At 71.4% G+C, this 22413-nt stretch carries 24 protein-coding genes; 14 read left to right on the top strand and 10 right to left on the bottom strand.

The genetic code is table 11. From position 1 onward, the window contains the following. Positions 1–95: 95 nt before the first annotated feature. Complete coding sequence (locus K8Z49_RS26850; protein ID WP_412515525.1) at positions 96–1235, bottom strand: hypothetical protein; 1140 nt, start codon at positions 1233–1235, stop codon at positions 96–98. Positions 1236–1427: 192 nt separating this feature from the next. Between K8Z49_RS26850 and K8Z49_RS26845 the strand changes: the two genes are divergently transcribed. The 8 genes from K8Z49_RS26845 to K8Z49_RS26810 all read left to right on the top strand — a co-directional run bounded on the left by K8Z49_RS26845 (position 1428) and on the right by K8Z49_RS26810 (position 10051). Further along, positions 1428–2414: a hypothetical protein gene (locus K8Z49_RS26845; RefSeq protein ID WP_412515524.1), complete on the top strand. Its 987-nt coding sequence runs from the start codon at positions 1428–1430 to the stop codon at positions 2412–2414. A gap of 367 nt (positions 2415–2781) precedes the next feature. Further along, a complete protein-coding gene (locus K8Z49_RS26840; protein ID WP_111830755.1) occupies positions 2782–3471 on the top strand; it encodes a hypothetical protein in 690 nt (229 codons plus the stop codon). A 133-nt stretch (positions 3472–3604) separates the two neighbouring features. Then, entirely contained in the window at positions 3605–4972 is a 1368-nt protein-coding gene (locus K8Z49_RS26835) for an extracellular solute-binding protein (RefSeq protein ID WP_412515523.1), read from the top strand. A gap of 13 nt (positions 4973–4985) precedes the next feature. Then, complete coding sequence (locus K8Z49_RS26830; RefSeq protein WP_021594915.1) at positions 4986–5924, top strand: carbohydrate ABC transporter permease; 939 nt, start codon at positions 4986–4988, stop codon at positions 5922–5924. Beyond that, positions 5924–6754 carry a carbohydrate ABC transporter permease gene (locus tag K8Z49_RS26825; protein WP_021594914.1) on the top strand — a complete coding sequence of 277 codons (831 nt, stop codon included), beginning with the start codon at positions 5924–5926 and terminating at the stop codon, positions 6752–6754. Before K8Z49_RS26830 ends, K8Z49_RS26825 begins: the two co-directional genes overlap by 1 nt. A gap of 10 nt (positions 6755–6764) precedes the next feature. Further along, entirely contained in the window at positions 6765–8051 is a 1287-nt protein-coding gene (locus K8Z49_RS26820) for an ABC transporter ATP-binding protein (RefSeq protein WP_021594913.1), read from the top strand. 3 nt (positions 8052–8054) lie between these two features. Then, on the top strand, positions 8055–9341 hold the full coding sequence (locus tag K8Z49_RS26815) for a DUF4032 domain-containing protein (protein WP_024934226.1): 1287 nt from the start codon (positions 8055–8057) through the stop codon (positions 9339–9341). 23 nt (positions 9342–9364) lie between these two features. Continuing rightward, on the top strand, positions 9365–10051 hold the full coding sequence (locus K8Z49_RS26810) for a class I SAM-dependent methyltransferase (RefSeq protein ID WP_075024074.1): 687 nt from the start codon (positions 9365–9367) through the stop codon (positions 10049–10051). A gap of 27 nt (positions 10052–10078) precedes the next feature. On the opposite strand, the gene K8Z49_RS26805 is transcribed toward K8Z49_RS26810, so the two are convergent. Further along, positions 10079–11053: a helix-turn-helix domain-containing protein gene (locus K8Z49_RS26805; RefSeq protein WP_412515522.1), complete on the bottom strand. Its 975-nt coding sequence runs from the start codon at positions 11051–11053 to the stop codon at positions 10079–10081. 381 nt (positions 11054–11434) lie between these two features. Here K8Z49_RS26805 and K8Z49_RS26800 point away from each other — a divergent pair, with 381 nt between their 5' ends. Beyond that, complete coding sequence (locus K8Z49_RS26800) at positions 11435–12016, top strand: hypothetical protein (protein ID WP_021594908.1); 582 nt, start codon at positions 11435–11437, stop codon at positions 12014–12016. Between the two features lie 70 nt (positions 12017–12086). Here K8Z49_RS26800 and K8Z49_RS26795 read toward each other — a convergent pair whose 3' ends face one another. Together K8Z49_RS26795 and K8Z49_RS26790 are read right to left on the bottom strand one after the other, a co-directional pair. Next, positions 12087–12281 carry a hypothetical protein gene (locus K8Z49_RS26795; RefSeq protein WP_021594907.1) on the bottom strand — a complete coding sequence of 65 codons (195 nt, stop codon included), beginning with the start codon at positions 12279–12281 and terminating at the stop codon, positions 12087–12089. Positions 12282–12386: 105 nt separating this feature from the next. Further along, the gene (locus K8Z49_RS26790; RefSeq protein ID WP_021594906.1) at positions 12387–12920 is read right to left on the bottom strand and encodes a GNAT family N-acetyltransferase; all 534 of its coding nucleotides are present in this window, start codon (positions 12918–12920) and stop codon (positions 12387–12389) included. A 91-nt stretch (positions 12921–13011) separates the two neighbouring features. Here K8Z49_RS26790 and K8Z49_RS26785 point away from each other — a divergent pair, with 91 nt between their 5' ends. The 3 genes from K8Z49_RS26785 to K8Z49_RS26775 all read left to right on the top strand — a co-directional run bounded on the left by K8Z49_RS26785 (position 13012) and on the right by K8Z49_RS26775 (position 14427). Then, entirely contained in the window at positions 13012–13491 is a 480-nt protein-coding gene (locus K8Z49_RS26785; protein WP_021594905.1) for an RrF2 family transcriptional regulator, read from the top strand. A gap of 79 nt (positions 13492–13570) precedes the next feature. Continuing rightward, a complete protein-coding gene (locus K8Z49_RS26780; protein WP_075024075.1) occupies positions 13571–14017 on the top strand; it encodes a carboxymuconolactone decarboxylase family protein in 447 nt (148 codons plus the stop codon). A 14-nt stretch (positions 14018–14031) separates the two neighbouring features. Further along, positions 14032–14427 (top strand): RidA family protein, encoded by a 396-nt coding sequence (locus K8Z49_RS26775; RefSeq protein ID WP_412515521.1) that lies wholly within the window; start codon positions 14032–14034, stop codon positions 14425–14427. Position 14428: 1 nt separating this feature from the next. On the opposite strand, the gene K8Z49_RS26770 is transcribed toward K8Z49_RS26775, so the two are convergent. Beyond that, positions 14429–14932 (bottom strand): nuclear transport factor 2 family protein, encoded by a 504-nt coding sequence (locus tag K8Z49_RS26770; protein ID WP_021594902.1) that lies wholly within the window; start codon positions 14930–14932, stop codon positions 14429–14431. A gap of 100 nt (positions 14933–15032) precedes the next feature. Between K8Z49_RS26770 and K8Z49_RS26765 the strand changes: the two genes are divergently transcribed. Then, positions 15033–16007, top strand: a complete 975-nt coding sequence (locus K8Z49_RS26765; protein ID WP_412515520.1) for an alpha/beta fold hydrolase — start codon at positions 15033–15035, stop codon at positions 16005–16007. Positions 16008–16042: 35 nt separating this feature from the next. Here K8Z49_RS26765 and fahA read toward each other — a convergent pair whose 3' ends face one another. From fahA to K8Z49_RS26745, 4 genes are all read right to left on the bottom strand, one after another. Further along, positions 16043–17215: a fumarylacetoacetase gene (gene fahA, locus K8Z49_RS26760; protein ID WP_412521174.1), complete on the bottom strand. Its 1173-nt coding sequence runs from the start codon at positions 17213–17215 to the stop codon at positions 16043–16045. Beyond that, positions 17206–18045, bottom strand: a complete 840-nt coding sequence (locus K8Z49_RS26755; protein WP_412515519.1) for a hypothetical protein — start codon at positions 18043–18045, stop codon at positions 17206–17208. Before K8Z49_RS26755 ends, fahA begins: the two co-directional genes overlap by 10 nt. Beyond that, the gene (locus tag K8Z49_RS26750) at positions 18042–19247 is read right to left on the bottom strand and encodes a homogentisate 1,2-dioxygenase (RefSeq protein ID WP_021594898.1); all 1206 of its coding nucleotides are present in this window, start codon (positions 19245–19247) and stop codon (positions 18042–18044) included. Before K8Z49_RS26750 ends, K8Z49_RS26755 begins: the two co-directional genes overlap by 4 nt. 114 nt (positions 19248–19361) lie before the next feature. Next, positions 19362–19889, bottom strand: a complete 528-nt coding sequence (locus tag K8Z49_RS26745) for a MarR family winged helix-turn-helix transcriptional regulator (RefSeq protein WP_111830746.1) — start codon at positions 19887–19889, stop codon at positions 19362–19364. 123 nt (positions 19890–20012) lie between these two features. On the opposite strand from K8Z49_RS26745, the gene K8Z49_RS26740 reads away from it, so the two are divergent. Further along, positions 20013–21746: a pyruvate dehydrogenase gene (locus K8Z49_RS26740; RefSeq protein ID WP_412515518.1), complete on the top strand. Its 1734-nt coding sequence runs from the start codon at positions 20013–20015 to the stop codon at positions 21744–21746. Positions 21747–21756: 10 nt separating this feature from the next. On the opposite strand, the gene K8Z49_RS26735 is transcribed toward K8Z49_RS26740, so the two are convergent. Continuing rightward, positions 21757–22341, bottom strand: a complete 585-nt coding sequence (locus K8Z49_RS26735) for a TetR/AcrR family transcriptional regulator (RefSeq protein ID WP_021594895.1) — start codon at positions 22339–22341, stop codon at positions 21757–21759. Positions 22342–22413 lie beyond the last annotated feature (72 nt).

The following is a 22413-nucleotide window of genomic DNA, read 5'->3' as shown; positions in this document are numbered from 1 at the left end:
CTCCCGCGAAAACCCGTTGAGGGCCGCGGAACCTAATCACGGGCCGCGCCGGTCCTCCCTCCCGGGAGGCCGGCGCGGTTCGGTGTCCGGCGCGGTCAGTAGCCGCGGAAGACGCGGCGGAGTTGGAGCCGGACGTCGCGCCGCGCCTCGCGCATCGTCCGGCGGGCGGCGCGGACGGGGTCGCGTACCGCGACCCGCCATGTCCCGCGGATGCCGTGCCCGATCGGACGCACCACGGTCGCGCCCACCCAGCGCGCCGGGGCGACGACCAGGATCCGGACGGGGGCGACGACGAGCGTCCGCCACAGCCGGCGCAGGATGCGGCCCGCGAGCCGCCACGTCCCGACGAGCGCCGCCACCATGGGCGCGAGCACGAACCGCCACACGGCGCGGGCGGGCACGACGATCAGGATGTACCCGAGCCACGCGAGACCGCGGCCGAGCAGGGCCGCGCCCGCCGCCAGCAGTGCGAGGCCCGCCGCGAACACGCCCCAGCTCGCCGCGAGGACGATGAGGCAGCCCCGGCCGAGCCACGTCAGACCGCCCCACACGCCGCGTCCGAGCCAGGTCAGACCGGCCCACACGCCGCGGGCCAGCCGGACGAGGCCGCTCCAGACGCCCAGGAGCAGCCAGGCCAGGCCGAGGAGCGGCGGGCGCAGGACGTAGCGCCACAGCAGGACGGCGGGCATGACCAGCAGCACGCCGAGCAGCAGCCCGATCCCCTGGAAGAGCAGCGCGAACCCGCGGCCGATGAGGCGGAGGCACCAGGCGAGCCCGTGCCCGAGGGCCCGTAGCGGGCGCAGCAGGACGAGGTCCAGGAGACGTCCGAGGCCGCGCCCGATCAGGGCGATGAACCGTCCGACGGGCGCGAGCAGCACCCGGTGGAACCAGCGTGCGAGCCGTCCGGAGCCGCGCCCGAGCCGGCGCAGGAAGCCGAGGATCACCACGACGGCCAGCCAGCGCAGCGGCCGTACCACGAGGAAGTCGAACAGCGCGCCGAGCCCGCGCCCGATGGCGGCGAGGCCCCGCATCAGCCCGTTCCATCCCGCCCGGATGCCCCGGCCCACGACGACGAGCAGGTCGTGGACGAGGCGGACCGGCACCACCACGATCAGCGCGACGATCCGGGCGGGGACGACGATCCACGCCGGGCCGGGACGCGGCTCGGGCCTTTCCTCGCTCGGGCCCTTGCGCAGGTCGACCCGTCCGCCGGGGGGAGTGTTTCCGGTGGTCACCGCTGCCTTCCTCATCGATCGCCGTACGTATCCGACTCGGCACGCGGCTGACCGGTTCCGCGGCGTTGAACCCGGTCCGCGGGCTTCACCGTACTGCTCCACGATCCAGGAGAGCGGTGCGGCGGCTCCCCGCGATCGACGTGCGGGACCCGGAACCGGAGCCGGGGCCCAGACGACCTGGAGGACCACGACATGAGATTCCCACGTTGGGCGATCCCCGCTGCGGCCGCCCTGACGGCGACGGGACTGGTGCTGTCCGCGTGCGGGCAGGAGAAGGCCGGGGGGAAGCAGAACGCCGCGGGATCGCAGGCGCAGGCCCGGCCCTCCGCCGAGCCGTCGCGGCCGCCGGCGCCGAAGCCGTCAAGCCTGGAGGTCGCCAGCGTCACCAGGCTCGGCAAGGTCGTCACCGACGGCGAGGGGATGACGCTCTACCGCTTCGACAACGACACCGCCCGCCCGCCCGCGTCCACCTGCGCGGAGGCGTGCGCCAAGGCGTGGCCGCCGGTGGAGGCCGGCACGGGGGAGACCGAGGTCACGGGCGTCGAGCAGTCGCTGGTCGGCAAGGTGAAGCGCCCGGACGGCAAGTGGCAGGTCACGCTCGCCGGATGGCCGCTGTACCGGTACGCGAAGGACCAGAGCCCCGGCGACACCGAGGGGCAGGGCGTCGGCGGCACCTGGTACGCGGCGGCGCCGACGGGCAAGAAGGCCGCGCCGGTCAAGAAGGAGAACGACAACCGCTGGAAGGGCTGGACGGTCGTCAAGGCCAGGCAGGACCCGAAGCTCGGGATGATCCTGACCGACGGCAAGGGCCGGACGCTCTACCGGTTCGACAAGGACACCGACAAGCCGCCCACGACGACCTGCTTCGGCTCGTGCAAGAAGGCGTGGCCGCCGGTCGTGTTCAACGGGTTCAAGAAACTCAAGGTCGAAGGCGTCTCCAAGAAGCTCGTCGACTTCATCGAGCGCAAGGACGACGGCAAGTGCCAGCTCACCATCGACGGCTGGCCCATGTACTACTACGAGAAGGACGAGCAGCCGGGCGAGACGAAGGGCCAGGGCGTCGGCGGCGTCTGGTGGGCCACCCAGCCGTCCGGCAAGCGCGCCACCGGCTCGGGATCCGGTTCGGGTTCCGGCGACGGGGGAAGCGGCGGAGGTTACGGGTCGGGCGGCGGCTACTAGGCCGCCACCGCGCCACCGCCCCACAGGCGAAGGCGCGGAGGGCTCGCGGGTCGGTCGGGGTCCGCGATCTCTCCGCGCCTTCTCGATACCTACCGATAATGAGAATGTAACGTCGAGGACAGGTCGCCCCCATATGCCGTTCTGCCAGGTTGCAGAAAGGCAGGGGACACGCGATCAGTAAGCCTTTAACTGGGCCTTTCCAGCGGCTCGCGGGAACGTGCTCCAGTCTGCTCCGTTGCGATATGCCGGATCGCTCCGCGCCACCTGGCATTCTGCTTTCGGCGGCCATTTCGGCGACTTCTGCCATGCTCTCCCGGGTGCCATTCTGAATGCAACCCCGGCCAGGCCGGGAAGCCCGTCCAGGGCCGTGCACGAGGCGGAGGGCATCATGGCGGTCGTCCCGACATCCGTCCCAGAACCGCAAGTCCCGGAGCGTCCGGCGGACATCCGGCTGACGTTCCGGCTGCTGCTCGCCGTCGACATCCAGGGCTACAGCCTCCGCACGCCGCGCATGCAGGTGGCGGCCCAGCTCGATCTGCTGGACGCCATGGAGCGGGCCGCGGCGGACGCCGGGCTGGACCGCGCCGCGTGGGCGCAGCAGGTGGCCGGGGACGGTGTGCTGGCGGTGCTGCCGGACGACGCCGACATCGTCACCGTCACCGGCGTCTTCGCCCCCGCTCTCGAACGCGCGCTCGCCGCCCTGGAGGAGCGCGGCGCCCCGGGGCGCCGGCTGCGGGTGCGGCTCGCGCTCCACCACGGCGCGCTGATCATCGGATGGCCGGCGGTGCTGGGGCCGGCCGGGCACGCGCCGGTCGTCGTGAGCCGCCTCCTCGACGCCCGGCCGGTGCGCCGGTACCTGGACGCCCACCCCGAGCGGAACGTGGCGCTCATCGTCTCGGAGCCGATCTTCCGCGACGTCGTGGACAGCGGGCTGTGCGCGCTCCCGCCGACCCTGTTCCGGCAGGTCAGGACGGTCATCAAGGGGGTCCAGTACGCGGGCTGGCTGTACGACCCGGGCCCCTCCCGGTGCGACCCCTGTGGCTTGTGTTCCGCATGAGGTCGGCTTTGCCCGCCGATTACTCTTTGGATCTCGACAGTCACCCGGTCCGGTGTTCGAATGGAGATCGATCCCGCCGGATCCGCGGTCCGGCGAAGTGCTCGCGGTGCGGCGGGAGGCTGCGGGAGGCCCCATGGTCGAGCGAGTCGGACGAGCGGAGTCGGACGGGCCGGAACGCGCCCGGCGGCGCACGAGGGCCACCGGGCGGCACGGCCCGGCGGGACGGTTGCGGGCGGCGCTGGCGCTGGCCCTGGTGGCCGGGGGGCTCTCGGCCTGCGGAGGCGGCGGCGGGGCGCCCAAGCTCACCTGGTACATCAACCCCGACAACGGCGGGCAGGCGGCCATCGCGAAGTCCTGCACGCAGGCGGCCGGCGGCAAGTACCGGATCGAGACGTCGCTGCTGCCGAGCGACGCCACCCAGCAGCGCGAGCAACTGATCAGGCGGCTGGCGGCCAAGGACTCCGGGCTCGACCTGATGAGCCTGGACCCCGTCTTCGTGGCGGAGGCCGCCAACGCCGGGTTCCTGCGCCCGTTCACCCAGAGCGAGGCCGCGCCGCTGACCGAGGGCGTGTTCGACACGGCGGTGCAGAGCTCCACATGGGAGGGCAAGCTCTACGCGGCGCCGTTCTGGGCCAACACCCAGCTGCTCTGGTACCGCAAGTCGGTGGCGCAGAAGGCGGGCATCGACCCGAACGCGCCCGACTTCACCTGGGACAAGCTGATCGACGCGGCCATCCGCACCAACACCACGGTCGGCGTTCAGGGCAACCGGTACGAGGGCTACATGGTGTGGATCAACGCCCTGATCGCGTCCGCCGGCGGCCGGATCATCAGCGACGCCGAGAAGGGCGACGAGGCCACCATCGACATCGACTCGCCCGCCGGGCGGCAGGCGGCGTCGATCATCCAGAAGCTGGCCCGCTCGTCGGCCGCGAGCCCGACGCTGTCCACCGACATCGAGGAGCAGTCCCGGTCGACGATCAACGGGCCGCGCGGCGGCTTCCTGCTCAACTGGGGCTATGTCTGGCGGGCCGAGAAGGGCGACGCCGAGGCGGGCGCCATCGACAAGAACATCGTCAACGACCTCGGCTGGGCGCGGTACCCGAGGGTGAGCCCGCAGCAGGAGAGCAAGCCGCCGTTCGGCGGGATCGAGATCGGCGTCGGCGCGTACGGCAAGCACCGCGACGACCTGGCCGTGGAGGCCGTCCGCTGCATCACCTCGCCGGCGAACATGAAGCGGTACATGCTCGACGAGGGCAACGTCGCCGCCCGGCCGGCGATCTTCGACGATCCCGACATCCTCAAGGAGTTCCCGATGGCCCCGCTGATGCGGGACTCCATCGCCGCGGCGGCCCCCCGTCCCGCCACGCCCTACTACGCGGACGTCTCCGGCGCCATCCAGAACCGGTGGCACCCGCCGGCGTCGGTGAACCCGGCCACCACGCCCGGCGCGTCGGCCGCGTTCATCCGCGAGGTCCTGCAAGGCAAGGCCCTGCTCTAACGGAGGTGTCCGGATGACGTCCGCAGATACGACGCTCAAGCGGCCGGCCGGCGCCCCCGCCCGGGCGGAGATCTCCGACCGGGGCCGGGCCGAGCGCAGGCTGGGGCTGCTGCTGTCGGCGCCCGCGGTGATCGTGATGCTGCTGGTCACCGCGTACCCGCTGATCAACGCGCTGTACCAGTCGCTGTTCAGCTACCGGATCACCGCGCCCGACGACCGGCGGTTCGTCGGCCTCGGCAATTACGCGACCGCGCTGTCGGACCCGCTGTTCTGGCAGACCGTGCTCACCACCCTGGTCATCACCGTGATCACGGTGGGCGTCGAGCTGGTCATCGGGTTCGCGCTGGCCATGGTGATGCACCGCGCGATCTTCGGGCGGCGGACGGTGCGGACCGCGATCCTGCTGCCCTACGGCATCGTCACGGTCATCTCCGCGTTCGCCTGGAAGTACGCCTTCGACGTGCAGTCGGGGTTCGTGAACTCCTGGTTCGGGCTCGGCGACTTCGCCTGGTTCTCCGACCGCTGGGCCGCGCTGTTCGTGATCATCCTGTCGGAGATCTGGAAGACGACCCCGTTCGTGTCGCTGCTGCTGCTCGCCGGGCTGGCGCAGGTGCCGCGCGACCTCGGCGAGGCGGCGACGGTCGACGGCGCCACCGCGTGGCAGCGGCTGAAGCGGGTCACGATCCCGAACATGAAGGCCGCGATCCTCGTCGCGGTGCTGTTCCGGACGCTGGACGCGTGGCGGATCTTCGACAACGTGTTCATCATGACGGCGGGGCAGGAGAAGACCCAGGTGCTGTCGTTCCTCACCTACCAGCAGATCATCACCCGGACGGAGCTCGGCCTCGGCAACGCGGTCGGCGTCCTGCTGTTCCTGTCGGTGGTGCTGATCGCGGCACTGTTCATCAAGGGGTTCCGGGTGGACCTGTCCCAAGTGCGAGGTGACCGCTGATGGAGTCGGCACGTTCGAAGTCGCTGTGGATCGTCGCCTCGCTGCTGATCCTGGTCTGGACGGCGTTCCCGATCCTGTGGATCGTGATGCTGTCGTTCAAGACGCCCAGCGAGATCGGCAACGTCCAGGGGTTCTTCCCGCAGGACTGGACGTGGCAGAACTACGAGACGGTGTTCCAGACCGACCTGTTCACCTCCGCGCTGATCAACTCGATCGGCATCTCGCTGATCGCCACGTTCATCGGGGTGGTGTTCGCGACGCTCGTCGCCTACGCGATCGCCCGGCTGGAGTTCCCCGGCAAGAAGATCATCCTGTCCTTCGCGCTGGCCATCGCCATGTTCCCGGTCGTGTCGCTGGTCGGGCCGCTGTTCGACCTGTGGCGCAACATCGGCCTGTACGACACCTGGCCGGGCCTGATCATCCCGTACATCTCGTTCGCGCTGCCGCTCGCGATCTGGACGCTGTCGGCGTTCTTCCGCGAGATCCCGTGGGAGATGGAGCAGGCCGCGCAGGTGGACGGGGCCACGAGCTGGCAGGCGTTCCGCAAGGTGATCGTCCCGCTGGCGGCGCCCGGCGTGTTCACCGCGGCGATCCTGACCTTCTTCTTCTGCTGGAACGACTTCGTCTTCGGCATCTCGCTGACGTCCACCGACAACGCCAGACCGGTGCCGGCGGCGCTGGCGTTCTTCACCGGGGAGTCGTACTTCGAGCAGCCCACCACCGCGATCTGTGCCGCGGCCGTCGTGGTCACGGTCCCGGTCGTGATCATCGTCCTGCTGTTCCAGCGTCGCATCGTGGCCGGGCTGACGTCCGGCGCCGTCAAGGGCTGAGGGGAAGACCATGGCCGCCATCACCATGAAGAACATCGTCAAGCAGTACGGCGACGGCTTCCCGGCCGTGAACGACGTGTCCCTGGACGTGCGGGACGGCGAGTTCATGATCCTGGTCGGCCCGTCCGGCTGCGGGAAGTCCACCCTGCTGCGGATGATCGTCGGGCTGGAGGACATCACGTCCGGCGAGATGGTCATCGGCGACAGGGTCGTCAACAAGGTGGCGCCGCGCGAGCGGAACCTGTCGATGGTGTTCCAGAACTACGCGCTGTACCCGCACCTGACCGTGTTCGAGAACATCGCGTTCCCGCTCCGGCTCGCCAAGACCTCCGACGACGAGGTGCAGCGCCGCGTGAAGGAGACCGCCGACCTGCTGGAGCTGACCGAGCACCTGGACCGCAAGCCGGCGAACCTGTCCGGCGGGCAGCGGCAGCGGGTCGCGATGGGGCGCGCGATCGTCCGGCAGGCGGACGCGTTCCTGTTCGACGAGCCGCTGTCGAACCTGGACGCGAAGCTGCGCGGGCAGATGCGCACCGAGATCTCGCGCCTCCAGCGGCGGCTCGGCACCACGACCGTGTACGTCACGCACGACCAGACGGAGGCGATGACGCTCGGCGACCGGGTCGCGGTGCTGCGCAGGGGCGTCCTGCAGCAGGTCGGGAGCCCGCGCGAGCTGTACGAGGAGCCCGTCAACCTCTTCGTCGCCGGGTTCATCGGCTCGCCGTCGATGAACTTCCTGCCCGCGTCCGTGGACGGCGCGTTTCTCGAAACGCCGCTCGGCCGCTTCGAATTGCGGGACGAGCGGAAGGTCACCGCCATCGGCGACCGGTCGGTCGTGCTCGTCGGCATCCGCCCGGAGCATTTCGAGGACGCGTCGCTGGTCGCCGACGAGAAGAAGGCGCGGGGCAGCGTCGTCCGGGCCCGGGTGGACGTGACCGAGTGGCTCGGCAACGAGCTGTACGCCTACGTCCCGTACGAGGCGCCCGACGACCTCGCCGCGCAGCTGCGCGACCTGTCCCGGGAGCTCGACAGCGACCAGCTGCGCACGCAGGCCGTCGTGTCGCTGGACGCGGCCAGCCTGATCGCGCCGGGACGCGAGGCGGAGCTGTGGATCGACACCGCGCGCGCCCACATCTTCGACCCGGCCACGGGCGAGAACCTCACCCGGGACGAGGAGCGCGTCGCGCAGCTCGGCCGCATCGCCGAGGACTCGCGCGTCGCGGGCCGGGAGGCGCAGCGCGAGCCGGCGGCCGGCGCGGCCGGGGACGGGGACGGGGCGTCGGTCGCGGAACCGTGACCGATGCACTTCGTCTTCACCCCGCCCGGGGAGTCGGCGGCCGGCCTGCTCGACCTGCCGTGGACGGTGCCGCTCGCGGAATGGGACGACGCGCGGCTGGTGGAGATCAGGCAGCGCGGCCTGTCCCGCCACACGGTCAGGTTCGTGGCGGAGGGCGGGGCGGTCTACGCGCTGAAGGAGCTGGACGCGCGGCTGGCGCGCCGCGAGTACCGGCTGCTGCGCGAGCTGCGCTCCCTCGGCCTGCCCGCGGTCGAGGTGATCGGCGTGGTCGTCGACCGTCCCGACCAGGACGCCATCCTCGTCACGCGCTTCCTCGACCACTCGTCGTCCTACCGCGCGCTGTTCGCCAACGCGCGCTACGCCCATCCGACGGACCGGTTGCTGGACGCGCTGGTGGAGCTCCTCGTCCGGCTCCACCTGGCGGGCTTCATGTGGGGCGACTGCTCGCTGTCGAACGTCCTGTTCCGCCTGGACGCGGGCGCGTTCGCCGCCTACCTGGTGGACGCGGAGACCGCCGAGCTGCACCCGTCCCTCTCCGAGGGACAGCGCGACTACGACGTGTCGCTGGCGCGCGAGCGGATCGCCGGGGAGCTGTTCGACCTGGCGGCGGCGGGCACCCTTCCCGACGACGTCGACCCGATCGACGTCGCGGACGACACCGTCCGCCGGTACCAGGGGCTCTGGGACGAGCTGACCCGCGAGGAGATCCTGCATCCCGCCGACCAGCGCTACCGCATCGCGGAGCGCCTCCGCCGCATCAACTCCCTCGGCTTCGATGTGGACGAGGTGGAGCTGGTCGATGTGCGTAGCACCGAAGGTGCTCCGGGGGGTGTGGGGGGTCGTCCCCCCTCGGAAGGCCCGCCGGAGGGGGCGCGGCTGCGCGTGCGCACGCGCGTCGCCGAGCCGGGCCACCACCGGCGCATCCTCATGGCCCGCACCGGGCTGGACGCGCAGGAGAACCAGGCGCGGCGGCTGCTCAACGACATCGCCGCCTTCCGCGGCCATCTCGAACGCCTGCACGGCGGCCCGGTGCCGGAGGTCGTGGCGTCGAACCAGTGGCTGGCCGAGGTGTACGAACCCGTGATCAAAGCGATTCCGCCGGATCTGCGCGATCGCCTGGACGACGTCGAGCTGTTCCACGAGGTCCTCGAACACCGCTGGTACCTGTCGGAGAGGTCGGGCCGGGACGTCGGCACGTCGACGGCGGCCCAGGACTACTTCGCGTCCGTGCTGCCGGCCGTCCCCCCGGACCTGACCGAGAGCGGCCGTCCTCCTGACACGACCAGTTGATCTTTTCTGGCACGATCGGGGACATGTACGAGCGCTTCGCCCGCGAATACGCGGCCCATGCCGAGGACAGCGCCCACAACGCCCTCTACGACCGTCCCGCGATGCTCGGCCTCGCCGGAGACGTCGCCGGCCGCGGCGTCTTCGACGCCGCCTGCGGACCCGGCCTCTACGCGCGGGAGCTCCTGGACCGCGGCGCCCGCGTCACCGGCTGCGACGTGAGCCCGACCTTCGTCGAGCTGGCCCGCGCCCGCACCGGGGGCCGCGCCGACCTGCGCGTGCACGACCTCTCCCGGCCGCTGACCTGGGTGGGGGACGGTGCGGCCGACCTCGTCGTCCTGGCGTTGGCGATCCACTACATCGACGACCGGGTGGCCCTGCTGAGGGAGTTCCGGCGGATCCTGAAGCCCTCGGGGGCGCTGGTGCTGTCCACCGAGCACCCGACGATGGGATGGGTGCGCCTCGGCGGTTCCTACTTCACCGAGGAGCCGGTGGAGGAGTCGCTGAGCGACGAGCGCGACTGGCCCATCCGGGCCTGGCGCCGGCCGCTGACGTCGATCTGCGCCGAGTTCCGCGAGGCCGGCTTCCTCATCGAGGAGCTCCTGGAGCCCCGCCCGGCCCCCGAGATGGCGGACCGCTACCCGGAGGACCACGCCACGCTGGAGGCCCTCCCGGCGTTCCTGGCCTTCCGCCTCGTCCCGGCTCCTCGGTGACGGGCCCCTGGCGACCGGTCGCCGGGGTCAGCCGACGGGGTCGTCCTGGATGTTCCTCGGGCGGCAGGCGCGGTGGTCGCTGCCGCGGGCCAGGCCGTCCCGGCGGACCAGGTGGTCGGTTCCGTAGCCGCGCCGCTGCTGGTAGGCCCAGTAGGCGGTGCGCGCGCCGCTCGTCCACCTCTCGAAGATCAGGACCTCCCGGACGTCGGCGCCGCCGCTCGACTTGATGACCAGGTCGCCGGGGCGCAGCGACGGCATGGGGATCTGCCGGCAGTAGGACGCCTCCAGGAGCGCGGAGTTGGGGCCGGGCTTCGGGAGCCCTAGCGCCATCGACGCGTAGCCCGAGCCGTCCGTTCGGTACCCCTGGTGGCCGGCCGCCTGGTCGTAGGGCACCCGCCGCGGGCCGTGCGGATGCCAGCTCCGGCTGCGGGCGATGACGTCCTGGCGGCTGATCGCGCCGACGGACTCGCCGGTCGCGCCGGGCGGGCGGCCGCCCGAGTCCCCGGAGACGGGCGGCGTCCGCAGGGAGGCGCCGAGGGCGACCCCGGCCGTCCCGGCGACGAAAGTGCAGGCGACGACGGCGCCCAGGAACAGCAGGCGGCGGTGCCGGCCCGTCCGGTGGGGCGGCGGCTCTGACGGCGCGCTCACCGTGGCCGCCGTGTCCATCGTTTTCGCCGTGTCCATCGTGTCCGCCGTGCCGTTCGTCCCGGCGGGGGTGGGCGGCGCCGCGCGCCTCGCCTCGTCCGCCACCTCCCACAGGGCCGCCAGGCGGTGCGCGTCCGCGCCGCACAGGTCCGCGAGGGCCGCGACCGCGTCGGCCGGGATCCATGTCTCGCCGCTGAGCCACCGCCCCCACGACGAGCGGCTCGCGTGCGTCCGGCGCTCCAGGGCGCGCAGGTCGAGCCCGGACTCCTCCTTCAGCCCGCGCAGCTCGGTGAGCAGGACGCGCACCGCCTCCGGCAGGTCTCCGGGCAGCGGGGTCGGTGGTCGGGTTCGGCTCATGAACGATTCTCCCGCAGGTCACAGCGCCTTTTCCGGGCGGCGGCCCGGGTGCGCTCCGGAACTCGGGGCAGGGCTGGCCCATTATGCCCAGTTCCGAGAGTGCCAGCACGGAATCCCGTGATGATCACCGATCGTCCGGCCGCGGGCACCCAACGTGAGTCCCGAGAGGCAATTCAGCGTGTCCCAGTGTCCCGCCGGACGCCCGTCCGGGACAGCGTTGTCGCAGGTCGAAGCCGTAATGAATGTCTCAGCGTCCCAACCTTTCCGGAGAGGTTGGCGAATGGCGGACGGTGCTCCCTAGGGTTTGCCGAGTCGATCGACGAACCCCCGCCAAGCGCCCCCACCGGGCGCAATTCCACTGCCATTCACGGAGGATTATCAATGGCTTCCCCCCGAGCCGTTCTCATCGGCGCCAGCTCGCTGGCGCTCGCCGGCGGCACCGTCTTCGGACTGGTCGGCGCGTCCGGCCAGGCCGGACCGTCCGCACCGGTCCAGGGCGTCCAGCTGCAGGCCGCGGACGCGAAGGTCGCGGCGGCCGCCGCGCCGAAGGTCACCCGTGACCAGGTCATCGCCAACGCCAAGACCTGGAACCCGCACACCGGCAGCCGGGTCCCCTACAGCCAGTCCAAGACCCACGGCGGCTACCGCACCGACTGCTCCGGCTACGCGTCCATGACGCTGCGGCTGCCCAAGCCCGGCCCGAACACGGTGGGCCTGGCGTCGTCCACCTACAGCACGCGCATCTCGATGTCCCAGCTGAAGAAGGGCGACCTGATCATCGACGCGATCGGGAGCAACACCACCCGGCACGTCGTGATCTTCGAGAAGTGGACCAGCGGCAAGCACACCGCCTACTGGGCGTACGAGCAGCGGGGCGGCTACGGCACCGACCACCGGACCCGCACGTACGGCCTGTCGAGCGGCAGCGAGTACAAGGCGTACCGCCCGAAGAACATCGCCTGATCTGGTCCGGGGCTCCCCGCGCAACGCCCGGCCGGTTCCCTCCGGCCGGGCGTTCCGTCGTGCGCGGGGGTCAGGCGGGCGTCTCGGTGATCTCCCAGCGGCCCACCTCGCGGTAGTCCGAGTCGTAGATCGCGGACGCGTCGCCGGGCTTCAGCGCGTAGTGCCGGACGTTGCCGCCCCAGTACCGCAGGATGCGCCCCAGCTCGCCCGCGGCGTCCTCGGTGATGGCGCCTTCTCTCATGTCGACTTCGAGGATGAACTTCATACATTAAATCGTCTCATTGACGTGCCCTATGAAGGTTTGGCCGACAATGGTGCAGGTCGGCAGAGGAAACTCGACGCAGACCCTCAAACCACAGGCAGTCGGAAGTCAGCGGAGCGGCTTCACCAGGAGTTCGAACTCCAGGTCGTCCCGCTTGGGGATGCCGAAGCGCTCGTCGCCGTAATGGAACGGGCTCGTCTTCCCGGTCCGGACGTATCCGCGCCGGACGTACCAGGTGATCAGCTCCTCCCGGACGCTGATCACCGTCATGTGCATCTCGTCCGCGCCCCACTCCTCGCGGGCCAGCCGCTCCGCCTCGGCCAGCATCGTCGAGCCGAGCCCGCCGCGCTGGGCGGCGGGGGCCACCGCGAACATCCCGAAGTAGGCGTGCCCGTCGCGGTTCTCCAGTTGGCAGCAGGCGACCGGGCCGTCGACGGTCTCGGCGACCAGCACCCGGCTTCCGGCGCCGCTCACCGCGTCCGCGACCATGCCCGCGTCGGTGCGCTGGCCGTCGAGGATGTCGGCCTCGGACGTCCAACCGGTGCGGCCGGAGTCGCCGCGGTAGGACGACTCGACGAGCGTGACGAGCGCCGGGACGTCGGCCGGCGTCGCCGAGCGGAAGGTGAAGTTCGGAGTACTCACAGGCGGGACTCTAGCCCCGGGCCGGCGATGCCCCGGCCCCGCTCGTGGGTTGCACGGGTAATCCTGGATGCCTAGTATCCAGAATATGCGGATGAGCGAGGGGGTCGAATGGGCGATCCACAGCTGCCTCAACCTCACCTGGCTGGAGCCGGGCGAGGCCGTGACGGCGGCCAGGATGGCGGCGTTCTACGCGCTGCCGGCGGCCTACCTGAACAAGCAGCTGCAGGCGCTGGCCCGCGCCGGCATCCTCACCTCGACCCCCGGGCCGCGCGGCGGGTTCCGGCTCGCGCGAAGCCCCGGGGACGTCACGCTGCTGGACGTCGTGACGGCGATCGAGGGGCCGGACGAGGCGTTCCGCTGCGAGGAGATCCTGCGGCAGGGCCCCGGCGAGCACGAGGGGATCGACTACCGCAGGCGGTGCTTCGTCTCCCAGGCCATGCGGCGGGCCGAGCTGGCCTGGCGTAAGGAGCTGGCCGGGCAGACCCTCGCCGACATCCGGGACACGGTCGAGCGGCACCGTCCGGCCACGCCCGGCGAGACCCGCGCCTGGCTCGCGAACCTGCGCACCTGATCACGGCCGGCCCGGCAGGGCGTCCGGCCATCGGCTAATTCTGGACATTTAACATCCAGATTGCAGAAAGGAAACCACCATGCAGGCACGAATGAACGTCGTGAAGCCCGCCGCGGCGGGGTACAAGGCCATGCTCGCGCTGGAGTCGTACATCAACGGCAGCCCCGTCCCGCAGAGCACGCTGGAGCTGGTCAGGCTGCGCATCAGCCAGATCAACGGCTGCGCGTTCTGCGTGAACATGCACGCCACCGACGCCAAGAAGGCCGGCGAGACCGACGAGCGGCTCTGGTCGGTCGCGGCCTGGCGCGAGGCGCCCTTCTTCACCGACGAGGAGCGGGCCGCGCTGGCCCTGGCCGAGGCCGCCACCCGGATCGGCGAGAACCCGGACGGCGTCTCCGACGACGTCTGGAACGACGCCGCCGACCACTACGACGAGGAGTCGCTCGCCGCCCTCGTCATGGTGATCGCCGCGATCAACGCCTGGAACCGGATCAACGTCACCCTCCGCAACCCCGCCGCGTCCTGATGAGGAGAACGACCATGACGCACGCCATCACCAACCCCCTCGGCCTGCACGACCCGGTCCGCTTCGGCTACAGCCACGTCGCGTCCGCCTCGGGCGAGCTGGTCTTCATCGCGGGGCAGTACGCATCCGGCATCGAGGGCGAGGTCGTCGCGGAGGACTTCGCCGGGCAGGTCCGGCGCTCGCTGACCAACCTGGAGACCGCGCTCGCGTCGGTCGGGCTGGGCTTCGGGCACGTCGTCCAGCTGCGCACCCACATCGTCCAGCACGACGCCGGGAAGCTCGCGGTCCTCGCCGAGCGGATCCGCGAGATCTGGAAGGACGAGCCCCCGACGCAGACCCTCACCGGCGTCGCCGCGCTCGCGCTGCCCGGCATGCTGTTCGAGGTGGACGCGGTCGCGGTCCGTCCCTGAGCTACGGGACGTCGCCCGCCTGGTCGACGCGGCAGTCGCCGCCGATCGGGCGGGTGATCGTCCAATAGCGGCGGAAGCGGCATCTCGCCATCTTCCAGCGGCCGTCCTCGACGACGTACTCGTCGTGGTATTCGCCCGTGCTCACCGACTCGGTCATGTCGAGCAGGTTCACCTGGCGGAACTTGAGCGTCCAGCGGCCGGAGGCCCTGTCCGGGCCGTGCACGGTGATGTCCGGATGCGTCGCGTGATGCATGTCGAGAACGGCGTCGCGGCCGTCCACCCGCCGGAGCGCGATCGACTCGAAGACCTTGACCATGCCCTCCGCGTCGTCGAAGGAGCCGAGCCGGCCGTAGTCGATCGAGGCGCCCGAGGCGATGAAGCAGTCCCGGAACGTCGCCGGGTCCTTGGCGTCGCAGGCGCGCAGGTAGCGGTGCTTGAGGGCCTTGATCTCCTCGATGGCCTCCAGCCGGGCGACGCGCTCGGCGAGGTCGGACGGGTGCGCCATGGTGGTCGACCCTCGGCCATCGGGGACGGCCCGTCCAGGGGCGTCCCGGTGAACGGGAGGGGAGAGGATCATGCCGGGGCGGGCGTCGAGGATCGTCGGTATGAGCCTTGGCGAGCAGGAGGTCCGGCACCGGATGCTCGACGTCGGCGACGTCGCGCTGCATGTGGCCGAGCAGGGGAGCGGGCTCCCGGTGGTCATGTGCCACGGGTTTCCAGGGCTCTGGTACAGCTGGCGGCATCAGCTTCCGGTGCTGGCGGCGGCCGGGTACCGGGCGATCGCGGTCGACATGCGCGGGTACGGACGGAGCGATCGTCCCGCCTCGCCGAAGGCGTACGACCGGCGGCACACCGTCGCCGACCTGGTCGGGCTCCTGGACGGGCTCGGGATCGAGGAGGCCGTCTTCGCCGGGCACGACTTCGGGGCCGCTCTCGTCTGGGACCTGCCCCAGTGGGCCCCTGGACGGGTCAAGGCGCTGATGCAGCTGAGCGTGCCGCGCATGCCCGTCTCGACGCGTCCGCCCACCGAGATCTATGCGCGCATGGCCGAGCAGCATTTCGTCCACGTGCACTACTTCCAGGAGGAGGGGCCCGCGGACCAGGAGTTGGGAGCGGCGCCGGAGCGCTTCCTGGCGAACGTGTTCTGGGCGCTCAGCGGCGGTTACCGGTACCTCGACATCTGGCGGCACCCCAGCGAAGGCAACGGCTACCTCGATGTGCTGCCCGAAGCCCCGCCCCTGCCCTGGCCGTGGTTGTCACAGGACGAGTTCGCCTACTACGTCGACGAGTTCCGCCGGACGGGCTTCACCGGAGGCCTCAACTGGTATCGGGCCTACGACCACGTCTGGGAAGAGAAGCAGCGCCGTCCGGACGAGCCCGTCACCGTTCCGACGCTGTTCCTCGTGGGCGAGCGTGACCCCGTCCTCCAGATGATGGGTTCCAACGCAATGGAGCGGATGGAGACCGCGGTGCCGGGGCTTCGCGACGTCCACATCGTCGAAGGAGCGGGCCACTTCGTCCAGATGGAGGCGGCCGGCGAGGTCAACGCCGCGATGCTCGCCTTCCTCGCCGGCCTCTGACCGCTCGGCCATGCCGCCCGGTTGACTTTCGGTGATCAGCGGGCGGGGAGGATCCTGCCGGTGACCTCGCCGAAGCCGATGCGGGCGCCACCGGGGCCGGGGGCGGTGGCGGTGATGGAGACCTCGTCGCCGTCCTCCAGGAAGGATCGGGGCTCGCCCTTGACCGTGACCGGCTCCTTGCCGCCCCAGGTGAGCTCGATGAAGGCGCCGCGCTGGTCCTTGGCCGGCCCCGAGACGGTGCCGGACGCGAAGAGGTCGCCGGTGCGGGACGAGGCGCCGTTCACCGTCATGTGCGCGAGCATCTGGGCCGGCGACCAGTACATCTCCCGGTAGGGCGGGCGGGAGACGACCTGGCCGTTCCACGAGACTTCGAGGGTGAGGTCCAGGCCCCACGGGTTCTTCTCGTGGAGGTAGGGGAGCGGCTCCGGGTCCTGGGGCGGGGTCGCGACGCGGGCCTCCTCCAGGGCGAGGAGGGGGACGACCCAGTGCGAGACGGACGTCGCGAAGCTCTTCCCCAGGAACGGCCCGAGCGGGACGTACTCCCAGGCCTGGATGTCCCGGGCCGACCAGTCGTTGACCAGGACGACGCCGAAAACGCGCTCGGAGAAGTCGTCCGTGCCCACCGCACTGCCCAGCGACGAGCCGGTGCCGACGACGAAGCCGACCTCTGCCTCGATGTCGAGGCGGCGGCTCTCGCCGAAGGCCGGGCCACCCTCCGCCTTGCGCTGCCCGGAAGGCCGGACGATGTCCGTCCCGGACGGGACGACCGTGCCCGCGCGGCCGTGGTAGCCGACGGGCAGGTGCTTCCAGTTCGGCATCAGCGGCTCGGACCCCGGACGGAACAGCCGCCCGAGGTTGGACGCGTGGTGCTCGGACGCGTAGAAGTCCACGTAGTCGGCGACCTCGAACGGCATGTGCAGGGTGACGGAGTCGAGGGGATGCACGGCCTCGCCCGGGATGTCGCCCGAGACCAGGTCGAGGATCCGTCCGCGGACCTCGACCCAGCGCGCATGGCCCTGCGCCATGAAGGGATTGAGCGACGGCGCGGCGAACACGTCGTCACCGAGGCCGGCGGCCAGATCCACGACGGAGTCGGCCACGCGCACGCCCACGCGGGGCGCGGTCCCGGAGGTCGAGAAGACGCCGTAAGGGAGGTTGGCGAGCCCGAAGAGGGAGTTCCCGGGGATGTCGATACGGGTCAACGGCAGGTCTCCTGGAGGGCGGCGGACGCGAGCAGGCCGAGGTCGGCGAGTTCGCTGAGAGGGTCGGTGATGCTGCACGTCCCGAAGGACAGGAACGCGGCCCGCACGGCGGCCGTGCGCGCTGCGCCGAGCCCGGCCACGCGGGACGCGACGGACGGCGCGTCGCGGTCGGCCAGGACGGCGGCGAGCTCCGCCACCGGGCGTCCGGCGAGCGCGGCGTCGGTCGCGAGCAGCAGGTTCAGGAAGCCGTGCTGGTGGAAGCCGGTCTCCGGATCGGTGTTGCGGACGGGGTGGTGCAGCCCCGCGGTCGCCTTGAACGGGACGCCGACGTCCACGACCGCCGCGATCCCGGCGGCCAGCTCGTCCGGGCTCGGGTAGAGATGGGCCTTCACCCCGCCCGTGCGGAACTTGGCGCGGTGGCCGCGCGCGGCGGCCGCGGCGATGAACGCCGGACGGCGTTCGTCGCGGGGGATCTCGACGTACACCGGCGGCTCGACACGGCCGAGGACGCGGAAGAACTCGTCGGGCCCCATGCCGGGTGGGACGGCGACCTCCAGCCCGCGCACGGTGACCGGCAGGTCGGCGGCGGCGCCCATCGCCTTCGCCGCCTGGCACGGCCCGCTCGGCGCGGTGACCGACACGTCGAGCGGCTCGCCGCCGAGCAGCGGGTACAGCTCGTCCAGCGCGGCGGCCGGGACGACGAGCGGGCCGACCAGTTCCGCGTGGGGCGCGGACAGGTGGTCGCGGTGGGCCGGGACGGCCTCGGCGAGCGGCGCGAGGCCCGGCGGGAAGACGGCGGCGTCGTCGCAGAGCCGGACGGCGAACGCGGGGATCATGACCGCCTCGCCCAGGTCCAGGCGTAGGCCTCGTCCTCGCAGGCCAGGCCGCCCTCGCCGAGTTCGAGCGGGTGGAAGGTGTCCACCATGACGGCCAGCTCGTCGAAGAACTCGACGCCGATGCTGCGCTCGTACGCGCCGGGCTGCGGGCCGTGCGCGAGCCCGCCGGGGTGGACCGACACCGACCCCTGGCCGATGCCGGAACCCTTGCGCGCCTCGTAGTCGCCGCCGCAGTAGAACATGATCTCGTCGGAGTCCACGTTGGAGTGGTAGTACGGCACCGGGATCGACAGCGGGTGGTAGTCGACCTTCCGCGGCACGAAGTTGCACACGACGAAGTTGTGGCCCTCGAACACCTGGTGGACGGGCGGCGGCTGGTGGACGCGGCCGGTGATCGGCTCGAAGTCGTGGACGCTGAACGTGAACGGGTACAGGCAGCCGTCCCAGCCGACGACGTCGAACGGGTGCCTGGCGTAGGTCATGCGGGTGCCGGTGATGCCGCGCGAGCCGCGGTGCTTCACCAGGACCTCGACGTCCGTCCCGTCCAGGGTGAACGGCTCGTCCGGGCCGTGCAGGTCGCGTTCGCAGTAGGGGGCGTTCTCCAGGAACTGGCCGTAGCGCGACAGGTACCGCTTCGGCGGCGCGACGTGGCCGGTCGCCTCGATCGCGTAGGCGCGGAGCGGCTGGTCGCCGGTCGGCAGCCACCGGTGCGTGGTGGACGTCGGGATGACGACGTAGTCGCCCTGCCGCACGGCCAGCGTCCCGAAGATCGTCTCGACGGTGGCGGTGCCGGACTCGACGTAGACGATCTCGTCGCCGGTGGCGTTGCGGTACAGCGGCGAGTCGGCGGCGGACACGACGTAGGAGAGCCGGACGTCGTTGTTGGCGAGCAGGACCCGGCGGCCGGTGACGGCGTCGGTCTCCGCCCACGTCTCCTTCGGGAACAGCTCGTGCAGCCGGAGGTGGCGCGGCTTGAGCGGATGGTTGGGCGTGGTGGTGAGGCCCGGGACGTCCCAGGTCTGCGAGTCGACGATCGCCGACGGGATCTCCCGGTGGTACAGCAGGGACGAGTCGGAGGAGAAGCCCTCCTCGCCCATCAGTTCCTCGAAGAGAAGCCGCTCCGCGCCGTCCCCGTGGTCCATGTGGCGGTGCTGGGTGTGGCGTTTCGGCGGCACGTGGCCGACCCGGCGGTAGTGGGTCACGGTCCATCGCCTCCGATGATTAATGCATTAACTACTTTTCCCCGACACTACGACTGTTCTCCCATCCAGGGAAGGGCCCAATCCGGCCAGGAGGAATCGGGGGCGAACCGGGGGTCAGCTCCGTTCGCGCACGTCGAACCGGTGCCGGCCCTCGATCAGCTTGTCCAGCAGCATGATCAGCATCCGCTGCTCGGTCTCGGTCAGCGCGCCCGCCCACTGCCGCTCGCGCTCGTGCTGCCCGGCGAAGATCCCCAGCATCGCCGCGCGGCCCCGCTCGGTCAGTGACAGGATCACCGACCGGCCGTCCCGCTCCCCGGGCGTGCGGGTCATCATCCCGTCCGCGACCAGCGTCTTCGCCAGGTTGGACACCGCGGCGCGGCTCATCCCGGCCAGCGTGGCGGCCCGCCCCGGTTCCAGCGGCCCGGCGAGCCAGGTCACGAACAGCAGCCGGAAGCCCGCCCACGAGTGCCCGCGCGGCCGGTGCACGGTGGACTCCAGGTCGTAGGTGACGATCGCCGACGCGCGGTTCAGGGTCAGCAGCAGCCGCGTCGCCAGCCGGTGCGGGAACCCGAACTCCTCCGCCAGCCGCTCCCCGGCGAGATCGACGAACGACCAGAAGTCCAGTTCCGCGTCACTGCTCATGCGCTCGCCCTCACGATGGTTCACGGATTGACCATTTAACCGCGTCCGTGGCCGGGTGTCAGGCGGAGATCACCGGGCATCTCCTCCGTGCGGGGAAGCGGGAGACGTGTACGGGGAGGGACGATGGCGACCGTCGCCGACCAGTTCATCCAGGTGCTGCGGCAGGCGGGCGTCCGGCGCGTCTACGGGGTGGTGGGCGACAGCCTCAACCCCGTCGTGGACGCCGTCCGCCGCACGGGCGGCATCGACTGGGTGCACGTCCGCAACGAGGAGGCGGGCGCGTTCGCGGCGGCGGCCGAGGCGCAGACGACGGGACGGCTCGCCGTGTGCGCGGGAAGCTGCGGCCCCGGCAACACGCACCTGATCCAGGGCCTGTACGACGCGCACCGCTCCGGCGCGCCGGTCCTCGCGCTCGCGTCGCAGATCCCCAGCACGCAGATCGGCAGCGGGTACTTCCAGGAGACCCATCCCGAGCGGGTCTTCACCGACTGCAGCCACTTCTGCGAGGCGATCGGCACGCCCGCGCAGATGCCGCGCATCCTGCGGACCGCGATCCAGCACGCCGTCGGGCTCGGCGGCGTCTCCGTGCTCACGCTGCCCGGCGACGTCGCCGGCCAGGACGCCGCGGGCCCCGCGGGCGAGCACGACTTCCTCGTCCGGAAGGGGATCGTCCGGCCGCCGTCCGAGCAGGTGGCGCAGCTCGCCGGCGCGCTCAACCGGGCGCGCAGGGTGATGCTGTTCTGCGGGTCCGGCGTCAAGGACGCCCACGCCGAGGTGATGGAGCTGGCGCACCGGCTGCTGGCGCCGGTGGGCCACGCGCTCCGCGGCAAGGAGTGGATCCAGTACGACAACCCCTTCGACGTCGGCATGAGCGGGCTCCTCGGCTACGGCGCCTGCTACGAGGCGATGCAGGAGGCCGACCTCGTCCTGCTGCTCGGCACCGACTTCCCCTACGACCCGTTCCTGCCGGGCAAGAACACCGTCCAGGTGGACGACGACCCGTCGAAGCTGGGGCGCCGCACCCCGCTCGACCTCGCGGTCCACGGCGACGTGGGGGAAACGCTCCGGCTCGTCATGGACAAGGTCGAGCAGAAGCGGGACCAGACGTACCTGAACCAGATGCTGCACCGCCACGCCCGCGCGCTGGAGAACGTCGTCTCCGCTTACACGCGGGACATTGAGAAGCACATCCCGATCCACCCCGAGTACGTCGCCAGCGTCCTGGACGACCTCGCCGCTGACGACGCCGTCTTCACCGTGGACACCGGCATGTGCAACGTGTGGGTCGCCCGCTACATCACCCCGAACGGGCGCCGCCGCGTGATGGGCTCGTTCGTCCACGGCTCCATGGCGAACGCTCTGCCGCACGCCATCGGCGCCCAGTACGGCGCGCCCGGACGGCAGGTCATCTCCGTCTCCGGCGACGGCGGGCTCGCCATGCTCCTCGGCGAGCTGCTGACGGTGAAGCTGCACCGCGTCCCCGTGAAGATCATCGTCTTCAACAACGCGTCGCTCGGCATGGTGCGGCTGGAGATGATGGTGGACGGCTTCCCGTCCTACGAGACCGACCACGAGCCCGTCGACTACGCCGCGATCGCGCACGCGATGGGCATCGAGTCGGCGCGCGTGGAGCGCCCGTCCGACGTCCGGACCGTGATGGAACGCGCCCTCTCCGCGCCCGGCCCTTACCTGCTGGACGTCGTCACCGACCCGAACGCCCTGTCCCTTCCGCCCCACATCACCCCGCAGCAGGTGAAGGGCTTCGCGCTCGCGGCGGGCAAGACCGTGCTGACCGGCGGCGTGGGCAAGATACTCGACCTCGCCCGCAGCAACCTGCGCAACGTCCCCCGCCCGTAACGGAACGCCCTTAGCGGAACTCGCGGGCTATCTCGGCGAGTGCCGCCTCGACGGTCTCGCTCATGGAGTGGGGCGGCTGCTGCTCGATCCAGGTGAGGGTCCCGATGCGGAGCGCGGTGATGAACGCGCCCGCCATGACGCGGGCGCGCAACGGCGGCAGGCCGTCCCGGACGGCGATCAGGTCGGCGAGGCTGCGTTCGAACTCGGCGTACTGGGCGAGCTGCCGGGCGAGGACGGACGGGTGCTCGCGGGCGAGGCGCATCTGCGCGGCCCACCGCGGGTCGGGCTCGCCGAACCGGTCGCGCACGGCGCCGAACGAGGCGCGCAGCGCCGTCCAGGACGACTCCTCGGGCGGGCGGGCCTCGAACGTCCCGACCAGGGACCGGATGCGCTGCTCGGCGCCGTAGAGCAGCGCGTCCTCCTTGCCGGCGAAGTAGTTGGAGAACGTGCGTCGGGAGACGCCGGCGGCGTCCGCGATGGCCTCGACGGTGACCGCGTCCAGGCCGTGCTCGACGGCGAGCCGCATCGCGGCCTCGTGCAGGGCGCGGCGCGTCGCCTCCTTCTTGCGCTCGCGCAGCCCGCCGGTCCTCTCCATGGTCAGGCAAGCCTACCGAGAAGCCAGGCTGCGCAACGGGAAAAGTTGCTCATTGGGAATGATTTGGACCGG

Source organism: Actinomadura madurae, assembly GCF_047130825.1.
Taxonomy (GTDB): domain Bacteria; phylum Actinomycetota; class Actinomycetes; order Streptosporangiales; family Streptosporangiaceae; genus Spirillospora; species Spirillospora madurae.
This window is presented reverse-complemented; position numbering and strand designations above follow the sequence as displayed.